Raw genomic sequence first — 18906 nt, 5'->3', positions numbered from 1 at the left:
CGCTTACAGCGGCTGGATCAGCCCGGCCTCGGCCAGGCTGAGGTAGGTCTTGTAGCCGGCGGTGGCGGATAGGGCCAGAAAAATCAAACCGCTGGCTTTGTGCAGCAGGCTGAGCGGAATCCGTTGCAGCACGGTGCGCCCGGCCAGCACGCCGAGCGCGGAGGTGAAGCTCAGCGCCAGCGTCGAGCCCAGCCAAACCGCCAGCGGTTGCGCCGTGCTGCTAAAGGCGACGACAGCCAGTTGGGTTTTGTCGCCGAATTCGGCGACCGTGATCAGCAGGAAGGTCGTGATGAAAATACCGTGGCCGCTTTTTTCGGCCACATCCTGGTTATCGTCGTCATCGCCGCCGCCGTTCAGCAGCGCGTGTAGGCCGAATGCCGCGAACAGCAGTGCGACGCTGGCCGCGACCGCATAGTCCGGCAGCCAGTTGGCGATTGCGGCGCCGAACACCACGGCCAGCGTATTCAACAGCATAAATGCGGCTATCGCTCCCCACAGCACCGGCGCCGGCCGATGGCGCGATGCCAATGTCATACAGACTAATTGGCTTTTATCGCCGATTTCGGCGGCGGCGATCAGCGCGAAGGCGGTGCCGCCGGCGGCGAACAGCTCTGCGGGGTTTACAGCGTGGAGTTGGTCAAACAGTGAGACGAGAGTGTCCATGGATAACTTTTAGTTGCGGCAGAAGCGGGTAACGGCAAATTGCCCGCCGGGCTAGACCAACAGCCGGTCCAGTACCATCATGATGATGAAGCCGAACATCAGCGAAAAAGTGGCGATACGGGAACGGCCTTTGGAATGGGTTTCCGGGATGATTTCTTCGCTGATGACAAACAGCATGGCGCCGGCGGCGAAGCCCATGGCGATCGGCAGAATCGACGAAAACAGCGTGACCATCGTGATTCCCAGCAAGCCGCCGACCGGTTCGACCAAGCCGGTCAGAGTGGCAATGCCGACCGCTTTCCATTTATCGTAGCCTAAGCCCACCAGCGGTAAGGCCACCGCCAAACCTTCGGGCAGGTTTTGCAGGGCGATTGCGATCGACAGCACCAAGCCGTTATTCAAATCGCCGGAGCCGAAGCTGACCCCGACCGACATACCTTCCGGGAAGTTGTGGATGGTGATGGCGATGATGAACAGCGAGATTTTTTGCAGCGAATCCAGTGAATGGTCGCTGACCGAATCGAAATGCAGATGCGGCAGGCGGCTGTCGGCGAAATGTAGAAACAGGGCGCCGATCAACATGCCGGCCGAGACTATCCATAAACCTTTGCCGGGCCAGACTTGTTCGCCGTATTCCATGCCCGGTACCAGCAGCGAAAATGCCGTCGCGGCCAGCATCACGCCGGCTGCGGCGCCGAGCATACTGTTGAACAGACGGTCGGAAATGTTTTTAAAAAACAAAGCCGGCAACGCACCGACGCCGGTGGCGCAGCCGGCCAACACGCTGGCGAAGAAGCCGATCACGACGATTTTGCCGAAAATAAGGTAGAGGCTGCCGAATACCAGAATTTGCGAGGCGAGGAACAGGCCGGCCAATACGCCCCAGCGTTGCAAGGTCGGCAAGGTCATGACCTGCAGGTATTTGGGGTGGGCTTGCAAGCGGAGGTAGTAATCTTCCAGTGTTTTTTGAATATTCTGCATATCGTTACCCGATCGATGGTTAGGCCAAGCGCAGGATTATACTGAATTCGCCAATCCGGCCCGCGGCCAAGTTGGCGATTTATGCGCGGGGCCCGGCAAATTGGCGGCAGACCCGGTGGTCTTGGCCAGCCAGGTTTTTAGCTGCGAATTTTGCCTGCTGTTGTCAGCCGGCAGCCTTTCGATTTAAAGTCAGCGGGCCGAGCGAACGCGGGCGTATGGCCGGCAGGTTTGTCCGGCATCTTTTTTTTCAGGCGGAAATTATGAAACATATGAATATTTATCGCGCTGCGTGGGCAGCGCTGGTTTTGGGCGCGTGCGCTCCGGTACAACAGCCGACAGGCCAAACCTTTGCCTTGGGCGGCGCGCAGAATGGGGTCTTCCAACCAGCGCCGGCGGCGATCGGCAGCACCGGCGCCGCGGTGGCGGGCATCGGCAACGAATTGAGTTTGATCAACATTCTGGTCGGGCAATTGGGCATCAGCCCGCAGCAAGCGTTGGGCGGTGTCGGCTCGATCTTTTCGGTGGCGCAACAACGCATGAATCCGGGCGATTTCTCGCAATTGAGCGGCAGCGTTCCGGGTATGGACCGCTATCTGTCGTCGGCGCCGCAACTGCCTGCCAACGGCGCCAATGCCGGTTTGTTGGGCGCCGCCGGCAGCTTGTTGGGCGGCCAGAACAATGCCCTGGGCAGTTTGGCGGCGTTGGCCGGCTCGTTCCAAAACCTGGGCATGAACCCGTCCATGGTCGGCCAATTCGTGCCGGTGGTATTGCAATATGTACAGAACCAGGGCGGAGCCGGCGCGATGAATCTGCTGCAAAGCGCTTTACGTTGATATCTTGCCGGTCGCTGCTTAATTTAGAAAATAAAACAACCACATGGAAATATTACTGGTAGGTGCGGTGCTGATGATCGCCGCGATTTTAATGTCGGCTTGGTTGATGACTTTCGCCAAATGGTTTCCGATACCCGGCATCGACGGCGGGTTTTTGAAGGACTACAAAACCATGATTCGCGCTCATATCGATTTTGCGTTGATGGCGCTGTTCTGTCTGGGGTTTTACGCGACCAAGGTGGAATTGCCGGTGGCAGCGTGTTGGCTGGTGGTGATCGGCGGCATGACCAATCCTGGCGTATTCGTGGTCGCGGCTTTCGATCCCGATTTTTGGGGCAAACCGGTCTGGCGGGTGTATTCGCTGCTCAGCTTTATCGCAACGACGTTGGGATTCGGTTGGATCGCCTGGACTTTATTGCGCTTTGCGCTGCAGGCCGGCTAAGCGGTATCGAAAACAGCGGCTTAGCGCTACAATGTCGCGTTTTTCATTGCCAGGTAACGATACATGACAGCCGCCGCTTTACCGATCCACGATTATGCCTTACTGGACGACGCCGAGTGCGAGGCGCGGATTGCCGCCGCCAAAGCCAAACTCGGCAAACGCTGCATTATTCTGGGCCACCATTACCAGCGCGACGAGGTGTTCAAGCACGCCGATATTTTCGGCGATTCTTTGAAGCTGTCGCGCGAGGCCGCTCAGTCCGAAGCGGAATTCATCGTATTTTGCGGCGTGCATTTCATGGCCGAGGTGGCCGATATCTTGTCGCGGCCGGAACAAATCGCGATTCTGCCGGACATGGCGGCCGGATGTTCGATGGCGGACATGGCCAACAAAATCAAAGTGCAACAATGCTGGGACGAATTGGCCAAGATCATCGACGTCGAAAACAGCGTGACGCCGGTCACTTATATCAATTCCGCGGCCGATTTGAAGGCTTTTTGCGGCCAGCACGGCGGCATCGTTTGTACCTCGTCCAACGCCGAGAAAATCCTGAACTGGAGTTTTGCCCGCCGCGAAAAAGTGTTGTTTTTCCCGGACCAGCACTTGGGCCGCAACACCGGCTACCGGATGGGGATTCCGTTGGAGCAGATGGTGACTTGGGACTTCAACAAACCGCAAGGCGGTTTGACCGAGCAGCAAATCCGCGAGGCCAAAATCATTCTGTGGAAAGGCCATTGCTCGGTGCATCAAGCGTTTCAGCCGGAGCAGATCGACAACTTCAAGGCCAAACATCCGGAAACCATCGTGATTTCCCATCCGGAAGCCTGCTTCGAAGTCTGCGAAAAATCGGATTTCATCGGCTCGACCGAGATGATTCTGAAAATCGTGCGCGAGGCCGAGGCCAACACCCGCTGGCTGGTGGCCACCGAGCTGAACCTGGTCAACCGTCTGGCCCAGGAATGTAAGGCCCAAGGCAAAAGCGTGCATTTCATGGCGCCGACCTTGAGCATGTGCTCGACCATGTTCCGCACCGATCCGCAGCATTTGTGCTGGGTATTGGAAAATCTGGCCGCCGGCCATGTGGTCAACCAAGTCGCGGTTCCGGCCGAACAAGCGGCATCGGCCAAGCAGGCGCTGGACAATATGCTGTTGGCCTCCTGATCCCGCACCTTTAATCTCCCGGCCGGCGGTAATCCGCCGGTCAGCTACTCTCGTTTTCATCATGGCATCTGCGCAAAATACCGTGGCCTGCCCGGCAATGCTGATCGCTGCGCCGGCTTCCGGCCAAGGTAAAACCACCATCACCGCCGCACTGGCTTACCATTTTCGCAGTCAAGGTTTAACGGTGCGGGTGTTCAAAACCGGCCCCGACTTCATCGATCCGCAGATATTGGCATTCGCCTCCGGGCATCCGGTGTACCAACTGGATTTGTGGATGATGGGCGAGAGCCATTGCCGGGAGTTGCTCTACCGGGCCGCCGCCACAGCCGACTTGATCTTAATCGAAGGCGTGATGGGCTTGTTCGACGGCGACAGCAGCAGCGCCGATTTGGCGCAGGCTCTGGGCGTGCCGGTGGCGGCGGTGATCGACGCCCAAGGCATGGCACAAACCTTTGCCGCCGTCGCCCACGGTCTGGCGACTTACCGGCCGGAATTGGCGTTTGCCGGCGTCATTGCCAACAAGGTCGGCAGCGCCGGCCATGCCAAATTGTTGCAGGAGGCCTTGCCGACCGACATGGCGATGTTGGCGGCGGTTGCCCGCGACGAAGCCATCGGGCTGCCGTCGCGCCATTTGGGTTTGCTGCAAGCCGACGAAATCGGCGACCTTTCCGCCCGCCTGGCCCGCGCCGCCGAGTTGCTGAACGGCTTCGGCCCCTGCCGGTTGCCGCAAGCGGCGCAGTTTGAGCCGGTCCGCTGCGAGCCGCCGCCGGCATTACTGGCCGGGTTGCGGATAGCCGTGGCGCGCGATGCGGCGTTTTCGTTCATCTATCAGGCCAATCTGGATTGTCTGCTGGCGATGGGCGCCGAGTTGGCGTTTTTCTCGCCGTTGGCCGATTCGGCGCTGCCGGAGGCCGATAGCGTTTATTTGCCGGGCGGTTATCCGGAGCTGCATTTAGCGGCATTGGCCGGGAATCAGGCGATGAAGCAGGCCTTGCGCCAGCACCATAGTCGGGGCAAAGCGATTTATGCCGAATGCGGCGGTTTTCTGTATTTGCTGGAGAGTTTGGCCGACAAGCAAGGCCAAGCCGCCGAAATGGTGGGCTTGTTGCCCGGGCGGGCACAGATGCAGAGCCGGCTGGCGAATCTGGGTATGCACAGTCTGACGCTGCCCCAAGGCGAGATTCGCGGCCACAGTTTTCATTTTTCGATCCTGGAAACCGAGCTGCAACCGCAGCAGTATTCGCAACCGTTGCGCCGCTTCGGCCACGGCGAAGGATTTTTTCGCGACGGCGCTTTGCAAGCGTCCTATCTGCACCTGTATTTCCCGTTCAACCCCAGCGTGGCCGCCGGTTTTTTCCGGCAATCCGGCCGATAAAAACTGTTTCACGGCCGGCCTCTATGGGATAATGCCGCGTTTTCACCGGGCAGACAACAGTAGGTAGGATATGGACGAAAACAAGAAAAAGGCTCTCGGCGCCGCGTTGATGCAAATCGAAAAACAATTCGGCAAGGGCTCGGTCATGCGCATGGGCGACGTCGCCGCGACCCGCGACATCGAAGTGGTGTCCACCGGCTCTTTGTCCGTCGACATCGCCCTAGGCTGCGGCGGCTTGCCGCGCGGCCGGATCATCGAAATTTACGGCCCCGAGTCGTCCGGTAAAACCACGTTGACCCTGCAAACCATCGCCCAGATGCAGAAACTGGGCGGCACCGCCGCCTTCGTCGATGCCGAGCATGCGTTGGACCCAGTGTATGCGCAAAAGATCGGCGTCAATATCGACGACCTGCTGGTGTCGCAACCGGACACCGGCGAACAAGCACTGGAAATCACCGACATGCTGGTGCGCTCCGGTGCGGTCGATATCGTCGTCATCGACTCGGTGGCCGCATTGACGCCGAAAGCCGAAATCGAAGGCGACATGGGCGACTCGCACATGGGTTTGCAGGCGCGCTTGATGTCGCAAGCCTTGCGCAAACTGACCGCCAACATCAAACGCTCCAACACGCTGGTGATTTTCATCAACCAGTTGCGGATGAAAATCGGCGTGATGTTCGGTAACCCGGAAACCACCACCGGCGGTAACGCCCTGAAATTCTACGCCTCGGTGCGAATGGACATTCGCCGCATCGGCGCGATAAAAAAAGGCGACGAGGTGATCGGCAACGAAACCCGGGTCAAGATCGTCAAGAACAAAGTCGCACCGCCGTTCAAACAAGCCGACTTCGAAATCCTGTACGGCGAGGGCGTGTCTTTTCTCGGCGAATTGGTCGACTTGGGCGTCGAATTCGGTTTCGTCCAAAAATCCGGTTCCTGGTACAGCTACAACAACGACAAAATCGGCCAGGGCAAGGACAACGCCAAGCAATACCTGCGCGAACACCCGGAAATTGCCGCCGAACTGGAAAAAGCCATTCGCGAGAAAGCCTTTGCCAGCAGAGTGACGACCGCTCCGGCTCATGAAGACGAAGACGCCGAGTTCAGCGACGGCGAATGAGCGTAGCCGGCAAATCGAAGATATTTGCCTGAGATTGTTGGCGCGGCGCGAGCACAGCCGCCGCGAGTTGCTGGATAAGTTGGCCTTGCGCGGCTTCGAACGCGATGAAGCTAATCCGGTTATCGACGCGCTAACCGAGCAAAACTGGCAAAACGACGAACGCTACGCAGAATGTTACGTCCGCGACCGTATCGGCAAAGGCTATGGCCCAATCCGTATCGCCTACGAATTGCAGCAACGCGGTATTAGCAGCGTCGATTTCGACCTGCAAGCCGAGGAGCAGGGCGGTTGGTTGAATTTGGCCTTGGACGTTTATGCCGGCAAATACGGCGACGAAAAATCGCTGCCGCCAAACGAATGGGCCAAGCGCAGTCGGTTTTTGCAGCAGCGCGGCTTCAGCGGCGAGACGATCAAGCAGGTGTTTGCGGAGTTGAAAATCAAACTATGTAGGTCGGGTTTACCCTAAGGGTATAAAAGCGTAGCGTAACCCGACAATTCGAGCCTTCATGTTGGGTTACGCTACGCTAACCCGACCTACGTTTGTTTAGAACAAAAAATCGAAGTAACCATGATGAAAAAAATGACCAGCGCCGAAATCCGCGCCGCCTTTCTGGAATTTTTCCGCCAGCGCGGCCATGCCGTGCGTCCGTCCAGCAGCTTGGTGCCGGGCAACGATCCGACCCTGTTGTTCACCAATGCCGGCATGGTGCAGTTCAAGGACGTGTTTCTGGGCCGGGAAAAAGTCGATTTCAACCGCGCCGCGACCAGCCAGCGTTGCGTGCGGGCCGGCGGCAAGCACAACGATTTGGAGAACGTCGGCTACACCGCCCGCCACCACACCTTCTTCGAAATGCTCGGCAATTTCAGCTTCGGCGATTATTTCAAGCGCGATGCGATCAATTTTGCCTGGGACTTTCTGACCAAGGAAATGGGCATTCCGCCGGCCAAACTCTGGGTGACGGTATTCGACGAAGACTCGGAAGCCGAAGCGATCTGGCTGGAGGAAGTTAAAATCGATCCGACCCGTTTCTCGCGCATCGGCGCCAAGGACAATTTTTGGGCGATGGGCGACGTCGGCCCTTGCGGTCCCTGCACCGAGATTTTCTACGACCACGGCGAGCACGTCGCCGGCGGACCTCCCGGCAGCCCGGACGAAGACGGCGACCGTTACATCGAGATCTGGAACCTGGTGTTCATGCAATACGAACGCGACAAGGACGGCAACCTGACGCCGCTGCCGGCGCCGTCGGTCGATACCGGTATGGGCCTGGAGCGCATCGCCGCCGTGATGCAGGGCGTGCATAGCAACTACGAAATCGATATTTTTCAGAACCTGGTCAAGACCGCCGCCGCATTGGCCGGCACAACCGATTTGACCAACAGTTCGTTGCGGGTGATCGCCGACCATATCCGCTCCTGCGCCTTTTTGGTGACCGACGGCGTGTTGCCGTCCAACGAAGGTCGCGGCTATGTATTGCGCCGCATCGTGCGTCGGGCGATCCGTCACGGTTACCGTTTGGGAATCCAGGATACGTTCTTCTACAAACTGGTCGCGCCGCTGGCCGCCGAGATGGGCGCAGCCTATCCGGAATTGGTCAAGGCTCAGGAACAAGTCGAGCGGGTGCTGAAAAAAGAAGAAGAACGCTTCGCCGAAACCTTGGGCCAGGGTATGAAAATTCTGGAAAACTGCGTCGCCAAGCTGGACGGTCACGTTATCCCTGGCGACGTGGTGTTCTTGTTGTACGACACCTACGGTTTCCCGGTCGATTTAACGGCCGACTTCGCTCGCGAGCATAATTTGAGCGTCGATCACGCCGGTTTCGAAGTGGAAATGAGCGCCCAGCGCGACCGCGCTCGGGCCGGCGGCCAGTTCGCCGCCGATTACGACCAGGACATCAAGCATGACAGCGTCACCGAATTTACCGGTTACTCGCATCTGGACGGCTCGGTGCAAGTCATTGGCCTGTTCAAAAAAGGTCAGCCGGTGGAATCGCTGGAAGCCGGCGACGAAGGCGTGGTGATTCTGGACCAAACTCCATTCTATGCCGAATCCGGTGGTCAGGTCGGCGATAGCGGTTTGATCGAATGCATCGGCGGCAGCTTCGAGGTGACCGATACCCAAAAACAGGGCGGCCAGTTGTTCCTGCACAAAGGCAGGGTCGTTAAAGGCGTCATCGCCGAAGGTATGGCTTGTGAAGTCAGCGTCAACGCCGAAATCCGCAAGGCGACCGAACGTAACCACTCGGCAACCCATCTATTGCACGCGGCCTTGCGCAGCGTGCTGGGCGAGCATGTTCAGCAAAAAGGTTCACAGGTCAATGCCGAGCGTCTGCGCTTCGATTTCTCGCATTTCGAGCCGATGACCGCCGAGCAAATTGCCGCGGTCGAGCGTTTGGTCAACGAGCAAATCCGCTCCAATAATGCCGTTTGCGCGCAAATCATGGCCAAGGACGAGGCGGTCAAGGCCGGCGCGATGGCCTTGTTCGGCGAGAAGTACGGCGACGAAGTTCGCGTTTTGACGATGGGCGATTTCTCGACCGAGCTGTGCGGCGGTACCCACGTCCAGCGCACCGGCGACATCGGCTTGCTGAAAATCGTCAGCGAAACCGGCGTCGCGGCCGGCGTGCGCCGGGTCGAAGCGATGACCGGCGAGGGGGCGTTGGAATGGATCGCTCAGCGCGAGCAAGCGCTGCTGAGCATCGCCGGCTTGCTGAAAGCCGCGCCGGACAAAACCGCCGACAAGGTCCAGCAGTTGCTGGAAAAAAACCGCCATCTGGAAAAGGAACTGGAAAAACTCAAAGGCAAACTGGCCAGCTCGGCCGGCGACGAGTTAACCAGTCAGGCGGTCGATGTCAACGGCGTGAAGGTGTTGGCCGTCAAACTCGACGACGTCGACCCGAAAGCTCTGCGCGACCTGGCCGACCAGATCAAAAACAAGCTCGGCAGTGCGGCCTTGGTATTGGCCACCGTCAGCGGCGACAAAGTCAGTCTGATTGCCAGCGTGTCGAAGGATGCGATGGACAAGGTCAAGGCCGGTGAGTTGGTCAATTTCGTTGCCACGCAAGTTGGCGGCAAAGGCGGCGGCCGGCCGGATATGGCGCAGGCCGGCGGTAACGATCCGAATAATCTTTCTGCTGCGTTGGGCGCGGTAGCCGGATGGGTGTCTGAACGATTGAGGTGAGTGTTGGCAGTCTAATATCGTGGGGGCGCTAATCCAGCGCGTCGGTGATGGGTTCCGGGGCCAGTTCAATATCGAAGTCAAATCCGAATGCAAGTCCGTTAAAAGTTTTCGGTTATCGCTGCGCAGTGATGTGCTAAACATTTCCTGTAGTCTTGAATAATGAAGACTACAGACGATGTTTGTTTGGTCTTTGAATTGCGGTACCTATCGTTGAGTTCCTAATGAATGTGCATTTTTTTATAACTTTTGCTAAAGACGCGAATGACTCGCCGTTTGCTCAGGAGCTGAATAAGCAATCGATCAATTGTAGGATTTTTTCCGACTTGGTTAGTTTGAGGTATAGCCGCAGAGTCTGGCTATATCTCATCGGTTGGCCAAGGATGATGTTGTTCGGGTTTCGGCAGTCCGTGCGGTCCCTATTTACGGAACCTAGGCCGGATTGGGTGGTCGCGCAATCCCATTTCGACATATTGGCGATGTCGATAGTCTCCTTATTGCTGTTCCGAAAAAGGCCTAAATTGATGTTGTTGGGGTTTATTTATACTCGGCGGCAGCAGCAATGGATCGCGAAAATTAAACGCTGTTATTTTTCGATAATTGTTGGCTTGGCTCATCGTGTGGTTTGTCACTCAGTATTGGAGGTTGAGGACAATAGGCGGTTTTTTAATTCGCCTGATTCCAAATTCATTTTTATTCCGTACGGCCTCCACGTCTACGCTCCCCGTTCTTCAGCGCAACTGCAACCTGACTCTGAGCCTTACGCATTAAGCGCTGGCAGGTCGGGAAGAGATTACGCTCTGCTTGGCCGAGTGTTTGCGGAATTGGGCTATCCGTTGCGTATAGTGTGTGATTCGGATCAAGCGGTCAAGGAAGTTGAAAGCGCTGAGAATATACGGATTTTAAATAGCTGCTACGGCGAAGACTACCTCAAACAGCTTGCCGCCGCCAAGCTGGTAATCGTTCCGATTGCTGTCGACGACATCTCGGCGGGACAAATGGTATTTTTGCAAGCTATGGCTTTGCGCAAACCTGTCATCATTACTGATACCCCCACCACCCGTCTGTATGCGGAACACGGAAAAACAGCTCTGTTGGTCGAAAAAGGCAGTTTCACCGAACTCAAACTCGCCGTAGAAGCAGTATGGGGCGACGTCGAACTGGCGGCGAGGCTCGCTGAGACCGGATATCGGCATTTTTGCGATCAGCATTCCATGGCTGTTTTCGTCAAAAATATTTGCGACGTATTGAAAGCTTCCTGATCCGAGGTCTCGGAGCCGTCTGTCGAGGGGCAAATTCGGGTTTTTGGGTTACGAAGTTCGGTGTCGTTTAGTTTTATCGAGTTGCCACGATATAATGGCCTGTTAAGCAAAATCCGGGATTGGCTTTGTTGTTCCCGATGTTTTTCGAAGAGTTTTCGTGTCGTTTCAGCAATTGGGTCAAAATTATAATGGGATTGTACGTATATAAGTTCGGTGGCACCTCGGTCGGCTCGGTCGAGCGGATCAAGGCGGTAGCCGAGAAAGTCAAGACAGCCCACGACAAGGGCGATCAAATCGTTGTCGTCGTATCGGCGATGAGCGGTGAAACCAACCGTCTGGTGGCGCTGGCCAAAGAATTGCAGCCGCAACCGACCGACCGCGAGTTGGACGTACTGTTGTCCACCGGTGAACAGGTGACCATCGCGCTGCTGTCGATGGCGCTGCATCACATCGGCGTGGAAGCCAAGTCCTATACCGGCCCGCAAGTACGGATTCTGACCGACAGCGCCTTTACCAAGGCCCGCATCCGCGAAATCGACGAGGCCAATATCCGCGCCGACTTGGAAGCTGGCCGAGTCGTGGTCGTGGCTGGTTTTCAGGGCGTCGACGAGCGCGGCAATATCACGACGTTAGGACGCGGCGGCTCGGATACCACCGGTGTGGCGTTGGCGGCGGCGCTTAAAGCCGACGAATGCCACATCTATACCGACGTCGATGGCGTTTATACCACCGATCCGCGCGTGGTACCCAAAGCGCGACGCTTGGAGCAGATTACCTTCGAGGAAATGCTGGAAATGGCCAGCCTCGGCTCCAAAGTGTTGCAAATCCGTTCGGTCGAGTTCGCCGGCAAATACAATGTCAAATTGCGCGTCTTGTCTTCGTTCATGGAAGGCAACGGCACCCTAATCACCTACGAGGAATCAGAAATGGAAAAAGCGTTAATTTCAGGCATCGCATTTAACCGGGACGAGGCCAAACTGACCTTGACCGGTGTGCCTGATTTACCGGGTGTGGCGTCGAAAATCCTGGGGCCGATCGCCGCCGAGAATATCGAGGTGGACATGATCGTGCAGAACATTTCCGCGCACGGCACTACCGACTTTACCTTCACTGTCAACCGTAACGACTTTGTCCGCGCCAAGAATGTGTTGGAAGGCTTAAAAGCCGATTTGGGCGGTAGCACCACGGTGATCGGCGACAACACCATCGTTAAGGTGTCTATCGTCGGCGTCGGCATGCGCTCGCACGCCGGCATTGCCAGCACCATGTTCAAAGTGTTGGCGAACGAAGGCATCAACATTCAAATGATTTCCACCTCTGAAATTAAGATTTCCGTTGTCGTCGACGAGAAATATCTGGAGTTGGCGGTGCGGGCATTGCACACCGCATTCGGTCTGGATCAGCAGTAGTCCGCGGTCGTTGAGCGCGACGCGTAGGCGAGCGATTCTCGATGAGCTGCGGAAGCAGTGTTGTTTTAAAAAACTATGTTATATAACTTGTAAAAAATAGGGCATATGCCTTATTTTTTACGAAAAACGTTGCTTTGAATTGCTTTTTATAAACAATATCAAGCGGTTGTAATTGTGGCATTTTTTATGCTGTTTATCGGCGTTGCATTAATTTTTTCTGCGCGAGGTAAACAGATGGCTCAAGAATTAGTAGTTGCAAATCAAGAAGTGGTTGCCCAGCAACTGAATACCGCCGGCTTGGTCTTGGGCGCCGGTTTGGCGGTGGCTTCGATGATTTTGGTGCCGGCGTTGGCTATGCGTCTAGGCTTGAGTGCCAGCTTGACCGGTGCCCTCAGAATTGCGTTGATGAAGGCCTCCAGCCAAGCGGCGAGGGGACTCCGATAATCGCCCTCCCGGTGTCTGCCGTTAACGGGCGGCCGGCGCCATACGATTCAGTATTTGCCTGTCGGGAAACCATGTTCGATCTGTCGCTAGTAACAGGCCGCTGTTTGTTTTCATCAAGCCGCGTATTCTGCTTCGGGTATAATTCCATTACGCGTTATTGGAAATTGCCGAACGAAAACGAGTTTGTGTCATGACGGATGAAATTAAAAAAGATTGCGATCTTTGCGGCTTGACGGTTGAAGTAGCGGGTTTTGAACTTAAAACCGTCGACGGCGACAAAAAATTCTGCTGCGAAGGCTGTAAAGGTATTTACCAAATGTTGCATGAGGCGCAGGTATTGCCCGACCAGGATGACGCCCGGCAGCCGCATTCTTAAATAGCGTAGAGGATATAATGGCGCACAAACACGATCCCAAATCCGACGTAAACGGCCCGTCAATGGCTAAACAAGTGATGGCGGGTACTTTGGCGACCGCAACGGTTAATACTGGAGGAAAATTAATGAGCAAGTTAGCGAAACACCCACTGCTGGTTTTCGGTGCCGGTATGGTTGCCGGTTATTTCGTCTACAAATATAGGAAAGAGATCATTTCCAACGCCAGCAAAACCATAGAGGCCGGCAAGGACTTCGTGTTGCATCAAAAAGAAAACCTGGAAGATATCGTCGCCGAGGCTAAAGAAAGCGAGTGACGATGCCGGGTTTAAAAGTCCAGCGTAAACCATCGCCGAGTTGACAACGGGCGGTTTCGGCAGCGCCGACCGCCCGTTTTTGTTTTTTAACGATCATGGCTATCCAGAAACAATTTTTATTGCGTTATCGAGGCGACGGCCACGTGCGGTTTCAATTGCCGGAACCGGCTTGCCAAGCGGAGGTCGCCAAGTTATTGGCGGCAAAACTGGTGGAAATCGATGGCGTCCGCTCGGCCCGCCTGTACCGAAGCCAGCGCAAATTGTCGATCCGCTATGACGACGCAGTTTGCGGTTTTAACCAATTGGCGATCCGTTTATCCGGGATCGTCGCCGAGTTGGAACAACAGGGGCTGTTCGAGACGCCTTTGGCCGACAAAGCTAAAAAATCGATACTCAACATCGGCCAGCGTTTGCAAAAGACCCATGTCGGTGGCTGGTTTCGGGAGAAATACCAGGCCGGTAAAGAAACGCTGCAGGCGGCGAAAATCGTCGGCAAACTGGGTGTTAAAGGTCCGAAAGCGTTGATCAAAGACCCGGAAAAAGCCACGATCGATTTTTTAAATGACGTGTTGGTGCTGTATTTGATCAAGACTCATTGGACGCGGATCACGCAGGAATGGCTGGTCAGGCCGTTTGTGTACCGTTACGAATGGATGGCCTTGTTCTATATGTTTTTCTTACTGGTCCGCTCCCGCAGGCCCAAATAACGTTCAGTCCGGAGCCGTCGTTTGGCCGGCGGCGCGCCGGTTCGCCTTTCCGGTACAGGATTATCCCGCCCATGGAAACCGAGACCCCCATCCCCAAAAACTTCGAATTGCACCACCAGTTGCGCAATCGGGTACGCATCGTTTCGAGCGTTCTGGCCGGCGATCCGGAGCGCGGATATATCCTGGAAATTCTGCTGAAAAAGCGCCCGGAAATTAAGCGGGTGCGTTCGGTCATTGCGATCGGTTCGGTGGCGATCGAATTCGATTCCGCCCGGCTGCCGAAAAAAAACCTGCTGATCATGCTGGACGCCGTGTTGGGCAATATCGCCCAGAAGCGGACCGATATTAAACAGGACAAGCGTAAAATCCTCGACGGGCCGCTGCACGATATCGATTTGGCGGTGCAGGGTATGAGTTGCGCATCCTGTGCGCTATTGATCGAAATGGTGCTGAACCGCGACCAGCGGGTCAACAAGGCCGGCGTCAATTTCGCCACCGAAACCGTCAACGTGCAAGGCTGTTTGAGCGCGGCCGACGTGGTCGAAATCGTCGAACGATTGGGCTATAGCGCAATGCCGGTCGATACCTTATCGCAAAGGAAGAAACTGATCGAAAAGGAGTTGCAACGTATTGACCTGGCCCGGCGCCGCTTCGTCACCGCAGGGCTGTTGACGGTACCGGTCGTGGTATCGGCGATGGCGATGGGCAGCCGCAGTTGGCTGCATTGGTTGCAATTCGCGCTGACCACGCAAGTGGTGTTCGGCTCCGGCCGCCAGTTTTTCACTAAGGCGTACCGCTTGGCCAAACAACGGGCTGCAAATATGGACAGTCTGATCGCCTTGGGCGTCGGTTCGGCATACGGCTATAGCGTGCCGGCCTTGTTCCGGCGGCGCGGCCACGTTTATTTCGAGGCCGCCGCAGCGATTGTCACATTCGTACTGCTCGGCCGTTACCTGGAAGAGCGCGCCCGCGGCAAGGCCGGCGAGGCGATTCGCAAACTGGTCGATTTGCAACCGCAAACCGCTACCTTGCTGCTCGAGGGCGGTAACGAGCGGCGCGTCGATATCGACGATATCCGGATCGGCGATTTGTTGCTGGTGAGGCCGGGCGAGAAGATTCCGACCGACGGCTTGGTGGTCTACGGCATTTCCACGGTCGACGAAGCCATGATCACCGGCGAAAGTATGCCGGTGGTGAAAAATCCGGGCCACGCCGTGATCGGCGGTTGCGTCAACGGCAATGGCGTATTGCATGTCAAAGCTACTGCGATCGGCATGGACACGGTGCTGGCCGGTATCGTCCATATGGTCGATCAGGCGCAAGCGACCAAATTACCGATCCAGAAGCAGGTGGACAAAATCTCGGCGGTGTTCGTGCCGGTAGTGATGGGGCTTTCCGCAGCGACATTGGCCGGTTGGCTGCTGGTCGGTGCACCTTTCGGCTTCGCTTTCGGCAATGCGATTACCGTGCTGCTGATTGCCTGCCCGTGTGCGCTGGGATTGGCGACGCCGGCGGCGATCATGGTCGGCGCCGGCCAGGCCGCCAAACAGGGCGTCTATATCCGCAACGGCGAAAGCCTGGAAATCGCCAGCAAACTGAACGCGATCGTGTTCGACAAAACCGGCACGATTACCGAGGGCCGGCCCAGGGTCAGTAAACTGGTCAAGCTCTCGCGAATGGCGGACGCCAAGCTGCTATTGCTGGCGGCATCGGCCGAGAATAATTCGGAACACTACCTGGGTAAAGCCGTGGTCGCCCACGCCCGCGAACAAGGTGTCGAACCGGGCGAGTGTGCTTATTTTTACAGCGAAACCGGCCGTGGCATCCGGGCTGAGGTGGCCGGATACAAAATTTTGCTGGGCAATCAGGCTTGGCTGGAAAGCCAGCAAGTGGCGGTCGAGCGTCTGGCCGAACATGCCGATTTGTTTGCCCGCCAGGGCCAGACCCCGGTGTATATGGCGGTAGACGGTAAAGAGGCTGCAGTGTTTGCAATAGCCGACAGCCCTCGCGCGGAGGCTGCGGAGGCGATCGAGCGCTTGCATCGTTTGGGCATCAAAACCATGATGGTGACCGGCGACACCGAAAAGACCGCCCATTTCATCGCCGACAAAGTCGGCATAGCCGACGTTGTGGCCAACGCCAGGCCCGAGCAAAAATTGCAAATCATCCGCCAATTGCAACAGGATGGCCACAATGTCGGCATGATCGGCGACGGCATCAACGATGCGCCGGCGCTGGCGGCGGCGAACGTCGGTTTCGCAGTCGGCGGCGGCGCCGACATTGCCATCGAATCGGCCGACCTGACTCTGGTACAAGGCGATATCGGCAAGGTGACCGATACCATCGAGCTCAGCGCTTTTACCATTCGCGTCATCAAACAAAACCTGTTCTGGGCCTTCGGCTACAACACCGTGGCGATTCCGGTCGCAGCGCTCGGCAAGCTGAATCCGATGATCGCATCCGCGGCAATGGCATTGTCCTCGGTATCCGTCATCGTCAATTCTTTGAGATTGAACAAGTAAATGAACCACCACAGTATGGAAGGGATGGATCATGCCATGCATGGCATGACCGAAATGGCTGCGGCCAGCGGATTCGATTACACCTTGGCGTTTGCTGCCGGTTTTTTGGGCAGCGGCCATTGCCTGGGAATGTGCGGGGCGCTGGTATCCGGCTATTTCATGAAAGCCGGAAAAAGCAAAAGCTATTTGCCTTATCTGGCTTACCAAATGGCGCGGATTTCGGTTTACGCCACGATCGGCATGTTGGCGGCGGCGTTGGGCGTGGTGCTGGTATCGAGCGGCTTGTTCGGCAAAATCCAAAGCGTGTTGCAGATCACGATGGGCTTGGTGGTTATCGCGCTGGCAATGGGTGTGTTAGGCTGGATACCCTGGCAGGGCTCCTTGCGGCTGATTCCGTTGGCGGTATTGCGCAAGGGCTACGCCACCGCCAATCAAAGAGGGCCGCTGATCGGTTCGGTGATTGCCGGCTTCCTGAACGGTCTGATGCCCTGCATGCTGACGTTTGCGATGGCGGTGAAAGCAACGACGGCAACCAGCGTGCTGGAGGGTGGGGCTTTGATGCTGGCTTTCGGAGCCGGAACCTTGCCGATGATGTTGTTCATCAGCGTCGCCTTCGGCAAAATGAGTGCGAAGCTGCGCGGTTACATGTTCAAGGCGGCCGCCCTGATCATGCTGGCAATGGGCTTGAATACCATCAACAACGGCCTGAGTTTTTATCTGGATCAGGATTTCGACCACAGTCATTTCCTGTTCTTCTTGCAGGCTCAGCTCGACCGGCTGATCCTATTCCTGGCGCAAATCATGGATTACTTGTCCGGTATGATCGACAGCATCCGTAACAAATGAGCTCGTAGTGAAAAAAGAAATGGCTTAATTCAGTTTTTTTTGTATAATGGCGAGCCAATTTGCTGGCGTAGCTCAGTTGGTAGAGCAGCTGATTTGTAATCAGCCGGTCGCGGGTTCGAGTCCCATCGCCAGCTCCATATTTATCAAAGGCTTAGGTGTTTTTTCATCTAGGCCTTTTTTATTGGTGCTACGCTGGTGCTACGGTCTCGTAAGGATTGTGTCGCACTTTCGTGTAGTTTATTCCGGTAGCATAAACGGATATCGTGTGGGTCCGGTTATCGTATTTAGAAGGAGATTAGCGATATGAACTTAAAAAGAGCGCTGATATCGACATTGGTCTTGTCTGCATCATGCTCTGCCAATGCAACGTTGACTAGTTACACCGGAGCTGGCGGCGTAGGCTTGGTTTACAGTAGCGTTAGCAACATAACCTGGACGCAAAATGCGAGCCTGTTTAAATCTATGGTTGATAGTAATCCCGAACATGACTTGATAAGTAATATAGCTCTGATAACCCCGATTTATAATGATCCATATTGGGGTTTAAACACTATCGACGCAGACGATTTTAATTTGGAGAATGGGCAAATGACTTGGTGGGGCGCCAAGGCTTTTGTGAGTTACCTTAATAGCATTAACTACGGTGGCGCCAATCAATGGCGATTGCCAACTGTCTTAGGTTATGCAGAAATCGGGGGATATTTCGGAAACAGAAACCAAAGTGAACTTAACGAATTGTTCTACATTGAATTAGGTGGTTCCCAGGGTTACGCTGTCCCAGATACTGTGTTCTTTGAGAATGAGCAGGCTTCTCTTTTCCTGTCTTACTGGTTGGGTACAGAGTATGCTTCGAATCCTGATCGTGCTTGGGGGTTCTTTTCCCATAGTGGGTATCCATATCCAGAATTTAAGTCTACCAAATTTTCTGTATGGGCGGTTAGTCCTGGACAAATAGCCGCCGTACCCTTGCCCGCGGCGTCTTGGTTGATGGGAGTCGGCCTATTGGGTTTAATAGCGGGACGCGCTCAAAGTAATTGCTCTCTTAATCCGGTAACACGTCGTCCAGCCACTCCACCAGCGCCGCGCCCGGATGTGTGGCCGCGCCATAGTCGGCAAGTTCTCGTTGCAGCCTTGCCATTAGCTTTGGCCCGATTTCAATATCCAATCGCCGCACGCCGTGCCGCCTGTTGAGTTCTCGCCGTTCGCGTTGGTATTCTGCGGATGTTTTAAAACTGGATGCGCCCATAATTCAGCCTTATTTGCAGTAAAAAGC

18 protein-coding genes and 1 tRNA gene are annotated in these 18906 nt (G+C 55.9%); 17 read left to right on the top strand and 2 right to left on the bottom strand.

Annotated elements, in window-relative coordinates:
* Positions 1-3: 3 nt before the first annotated feature.
* Both MKFW12EY_RS14855 and MKFW12EY_RS14850 read right to left on the bottom strand, forming a co-directional pair.
* The gene (locus tag MKFW12EY_RS14855; RefSeq protein ID WP_221053282.1) at positions 4-663 is read right to left on the bottom strand and encodes a TMEM165/GDT1 family protein; all 660 of its coding nucleotides are present in this window, start codon (positions 661-663) and stop codon (positions 4-6) included.
* 51 nt (positions 664-714) lie between these two features.
* Positions 715-1644, bottom strand: coding sequence for a ZIP family metal transporter (locus MKFW12EY_RS14850; protein WP_221053281.1), 930 nt, complete (start codon positions 1642-1644; stop codon positions 715-717).
* A 260-nt stretch (positions 1645-1904) separates the two neighbouring features.
* Between MKFW12EY_RS14850 and MKFW12EY_RS14845 the strand changes: the two genes are divergently transcribed.
* From MKFW12EY_RS14845 to MKFW12EY_RS14765, 17 genes are all read left to right on the top strand, one after another.
* A complete protein-coding gene (locus tag MKFW12EY_RS14845) occupies positions 1905-2477 on the top strand; it encodes a DUF2780 domain-containing protein (RefSeq protein ID WP_221053280.1) in 573 nt (190 codons plus the stop codon).
* Positions 2478-2520: 43 nt separating this feature from the next.
* Positions 2521-2919, top strand: a complete 399-nt coding sequence (locus MKFW12EY_RS14840; RefSeq protein ID WP_221053279.1) for a hypothetical protein — start codon at positions 2521-2523, stop codon at positions 2917-2919.
* Positions 2920-2982: 63 nt separating this feature from the next.
* Positions 2983-4080 (top strand): quinolinate synthase NadA, encoded by a 1098-nt coding sequence (nadA, locus tag MKFW12EY_RS14835; protein WP_054763303.1) that lies wholly within the window; start codon positions 2983-2985, stop codon positions 4078-4080.
* A gap of 61 nt (positions 4081-4141) precedes the next feature.
* Positions 4142-5455 (top strand): cobyrinic acid a,c-diamide synthase CobB, encoded by a 1314-nt coding sequence (locus tag MKFW12EY_RS14830; protein ID WP_245006318.1) that lies wholly within the window; start codon positions 4142-4144, stop codon positions 5453-5455.
* Positions 5456-5525: 70 nt separating this feature from the next.
* A complete protein-coding gene (gene recA / locus MKFW12EY_RS14825; RefSeq protein ID WP_054762243.1) occupies positions 5526-6575 on the top strand; it encodes a recombinase RecA in 1050 nt (349 codons plus the stop codon).
* Complete coding sequence (locus tag MKFW12EY_RS14820; RefSeq protein ID WP_054762244.1) at positions 6538-7041, top strand: regulatory protein RecX; 504 nt, start codon at positions 6538-6540, stop codon at positions 7039-7041. Before recA ends, MKFW12EY_RS14820 begins: the two co-directional genes overlap by 38 nt.
* 105 nt (positions 7042-7146) lie before the next feature.
* Positions 7147-9756 (top strand): alanine--tRNA ligase, encoded by a 2610-nt coding sequence (gene alaS / locus MKFW12EY_RS14815; protein WP_221054616.1) that lies wholly within the window; start codon positions 7147-7149, stop codon positions 9754-9756.
* A 221-nt stretch (positions 9757-9977) separates the two neighbouring features.
* Positions 9978-11015, top strand: coding sequence for a glycosyltransferase family 4 protein (locus MKFW12EY_RS14810; RefSeq protein ID WP_221053278.1), 1038 nt, complete (start codon positions 9978-9980; stop codon positions 11013-11015).
* Positions 11016-11203: 188 nt separating this feature from the next.
* Positions 11204-12424, top strand: a complete 1221-nt coding sequence (locus MKFW12EY_RS14805) for an aspartate kinase (protein ID WP_221053277.1) — start codon at positions 11204-11206, stop codon at positions 12422-12424.
* A gap of 234 nt (positions 12425-12658) precedes the next feature.
* Complete coding sequence (locus MKFW12EY_RS14800) at positions 12659-12868, top strand: hypothetical protein (protein WP_054762270.1); 210 nt, start codon at positions 12659-12661, stop codon at positions 12866-12868.
* A 190-nt stretch (positions 12869-13058) separates the two neighbouring features.
* On the top strand, positions 13059-13244 hold the full coding sequence (locus MKFW12EY_RS14795; protein WP_064041388.1) for a heavy metal translocating P-type ATPase metal-binding domain-containing protein: 186 nt from the start codon (positions 13059-13061) through the stop codon (positions 13242-13244).
* Positions 13245-13369: 125 nt separating this feature from the next.
* The gene (locus tag MKFW12EY_RS23085) at positions 13370-13558 is read left to right on the top strand and encodes a hypothetical protein (protein WP_082409858.1); all 189 of its coding nucleotides are present in this window, start codon (positions 13370-13372) and stop codon (positions 13556-13558) included.
* Between the two features lie 95 nt (positions 13559-13653).
* The gene (locus MKFW12EY_RS14785; protein WP_054762253.1) at positions 13654-14265 is read left to right on the top strand and encodes a hypothetical protein; all 612 of its coding nucleotides are present in this window, start codon (positions 13654-13656) and stop codon (positions 14263-14265) included.
* Between the two features lie 71 nt (positions 14266-14336).
* Positions 14337-16787 carry a heavy metal translocating P-type ATPase gene (locus tag MKFW12EY_RS14780; RefSeq protein ID WP_221053276.1) on the top strand — a complete coding sequence of 817 codons (2451 nt, stop codon included), beginning with the start codon at positions 14337-14339 and terminating at the stop codon, positions 16785-16787.
* Positions 16788-17633, top strand: a complete 846-nt coding sequence (locus MKFW12EY_RS14775; RefSeq protein WP_231890874.1) for a sulfite exporter TauE/SafE family protein — start codon at positions 16788-16790, stop codon at positions 17631-17633.
* A 61-nt stretch (positions 17634-17694) separates the two neighbouring features.
* Positions 17695-17770: transfer RNA gene (locus MKFW12EY_RS14770), tRNA-Thr, on the top strand.
* 166 nt (positions 17771-17936) lie between these two features.
* Positions 17937-18824 carry an Lcl domain-containing protein gene (locus MKFW12EY_RS14765; protein WP_221053275.1) on the top strand — a complete coding sequence of 296 codons (888 nt, stop codon included), beginning with the start codon at positions 17937-17939 and terminating at the stop codon, positions 18822-18824.
* Positions 18825-18906: the final 82 nt, after the last annotated feature.

The organism is Methylomonas koyamae, from assembly GCF_019669905.1.
Classification (GTDB): Bacteria; Pseudomonadota; Gammaproteobacteria; order Methylococcales; family Methylomonadaceae; genus Methylomonas; species Methylomonas koyamae.
Note: the sequence above shows the minus strand (reverse complement) of the source record. Positions and strands in the feature narration are given on the sequence as shown.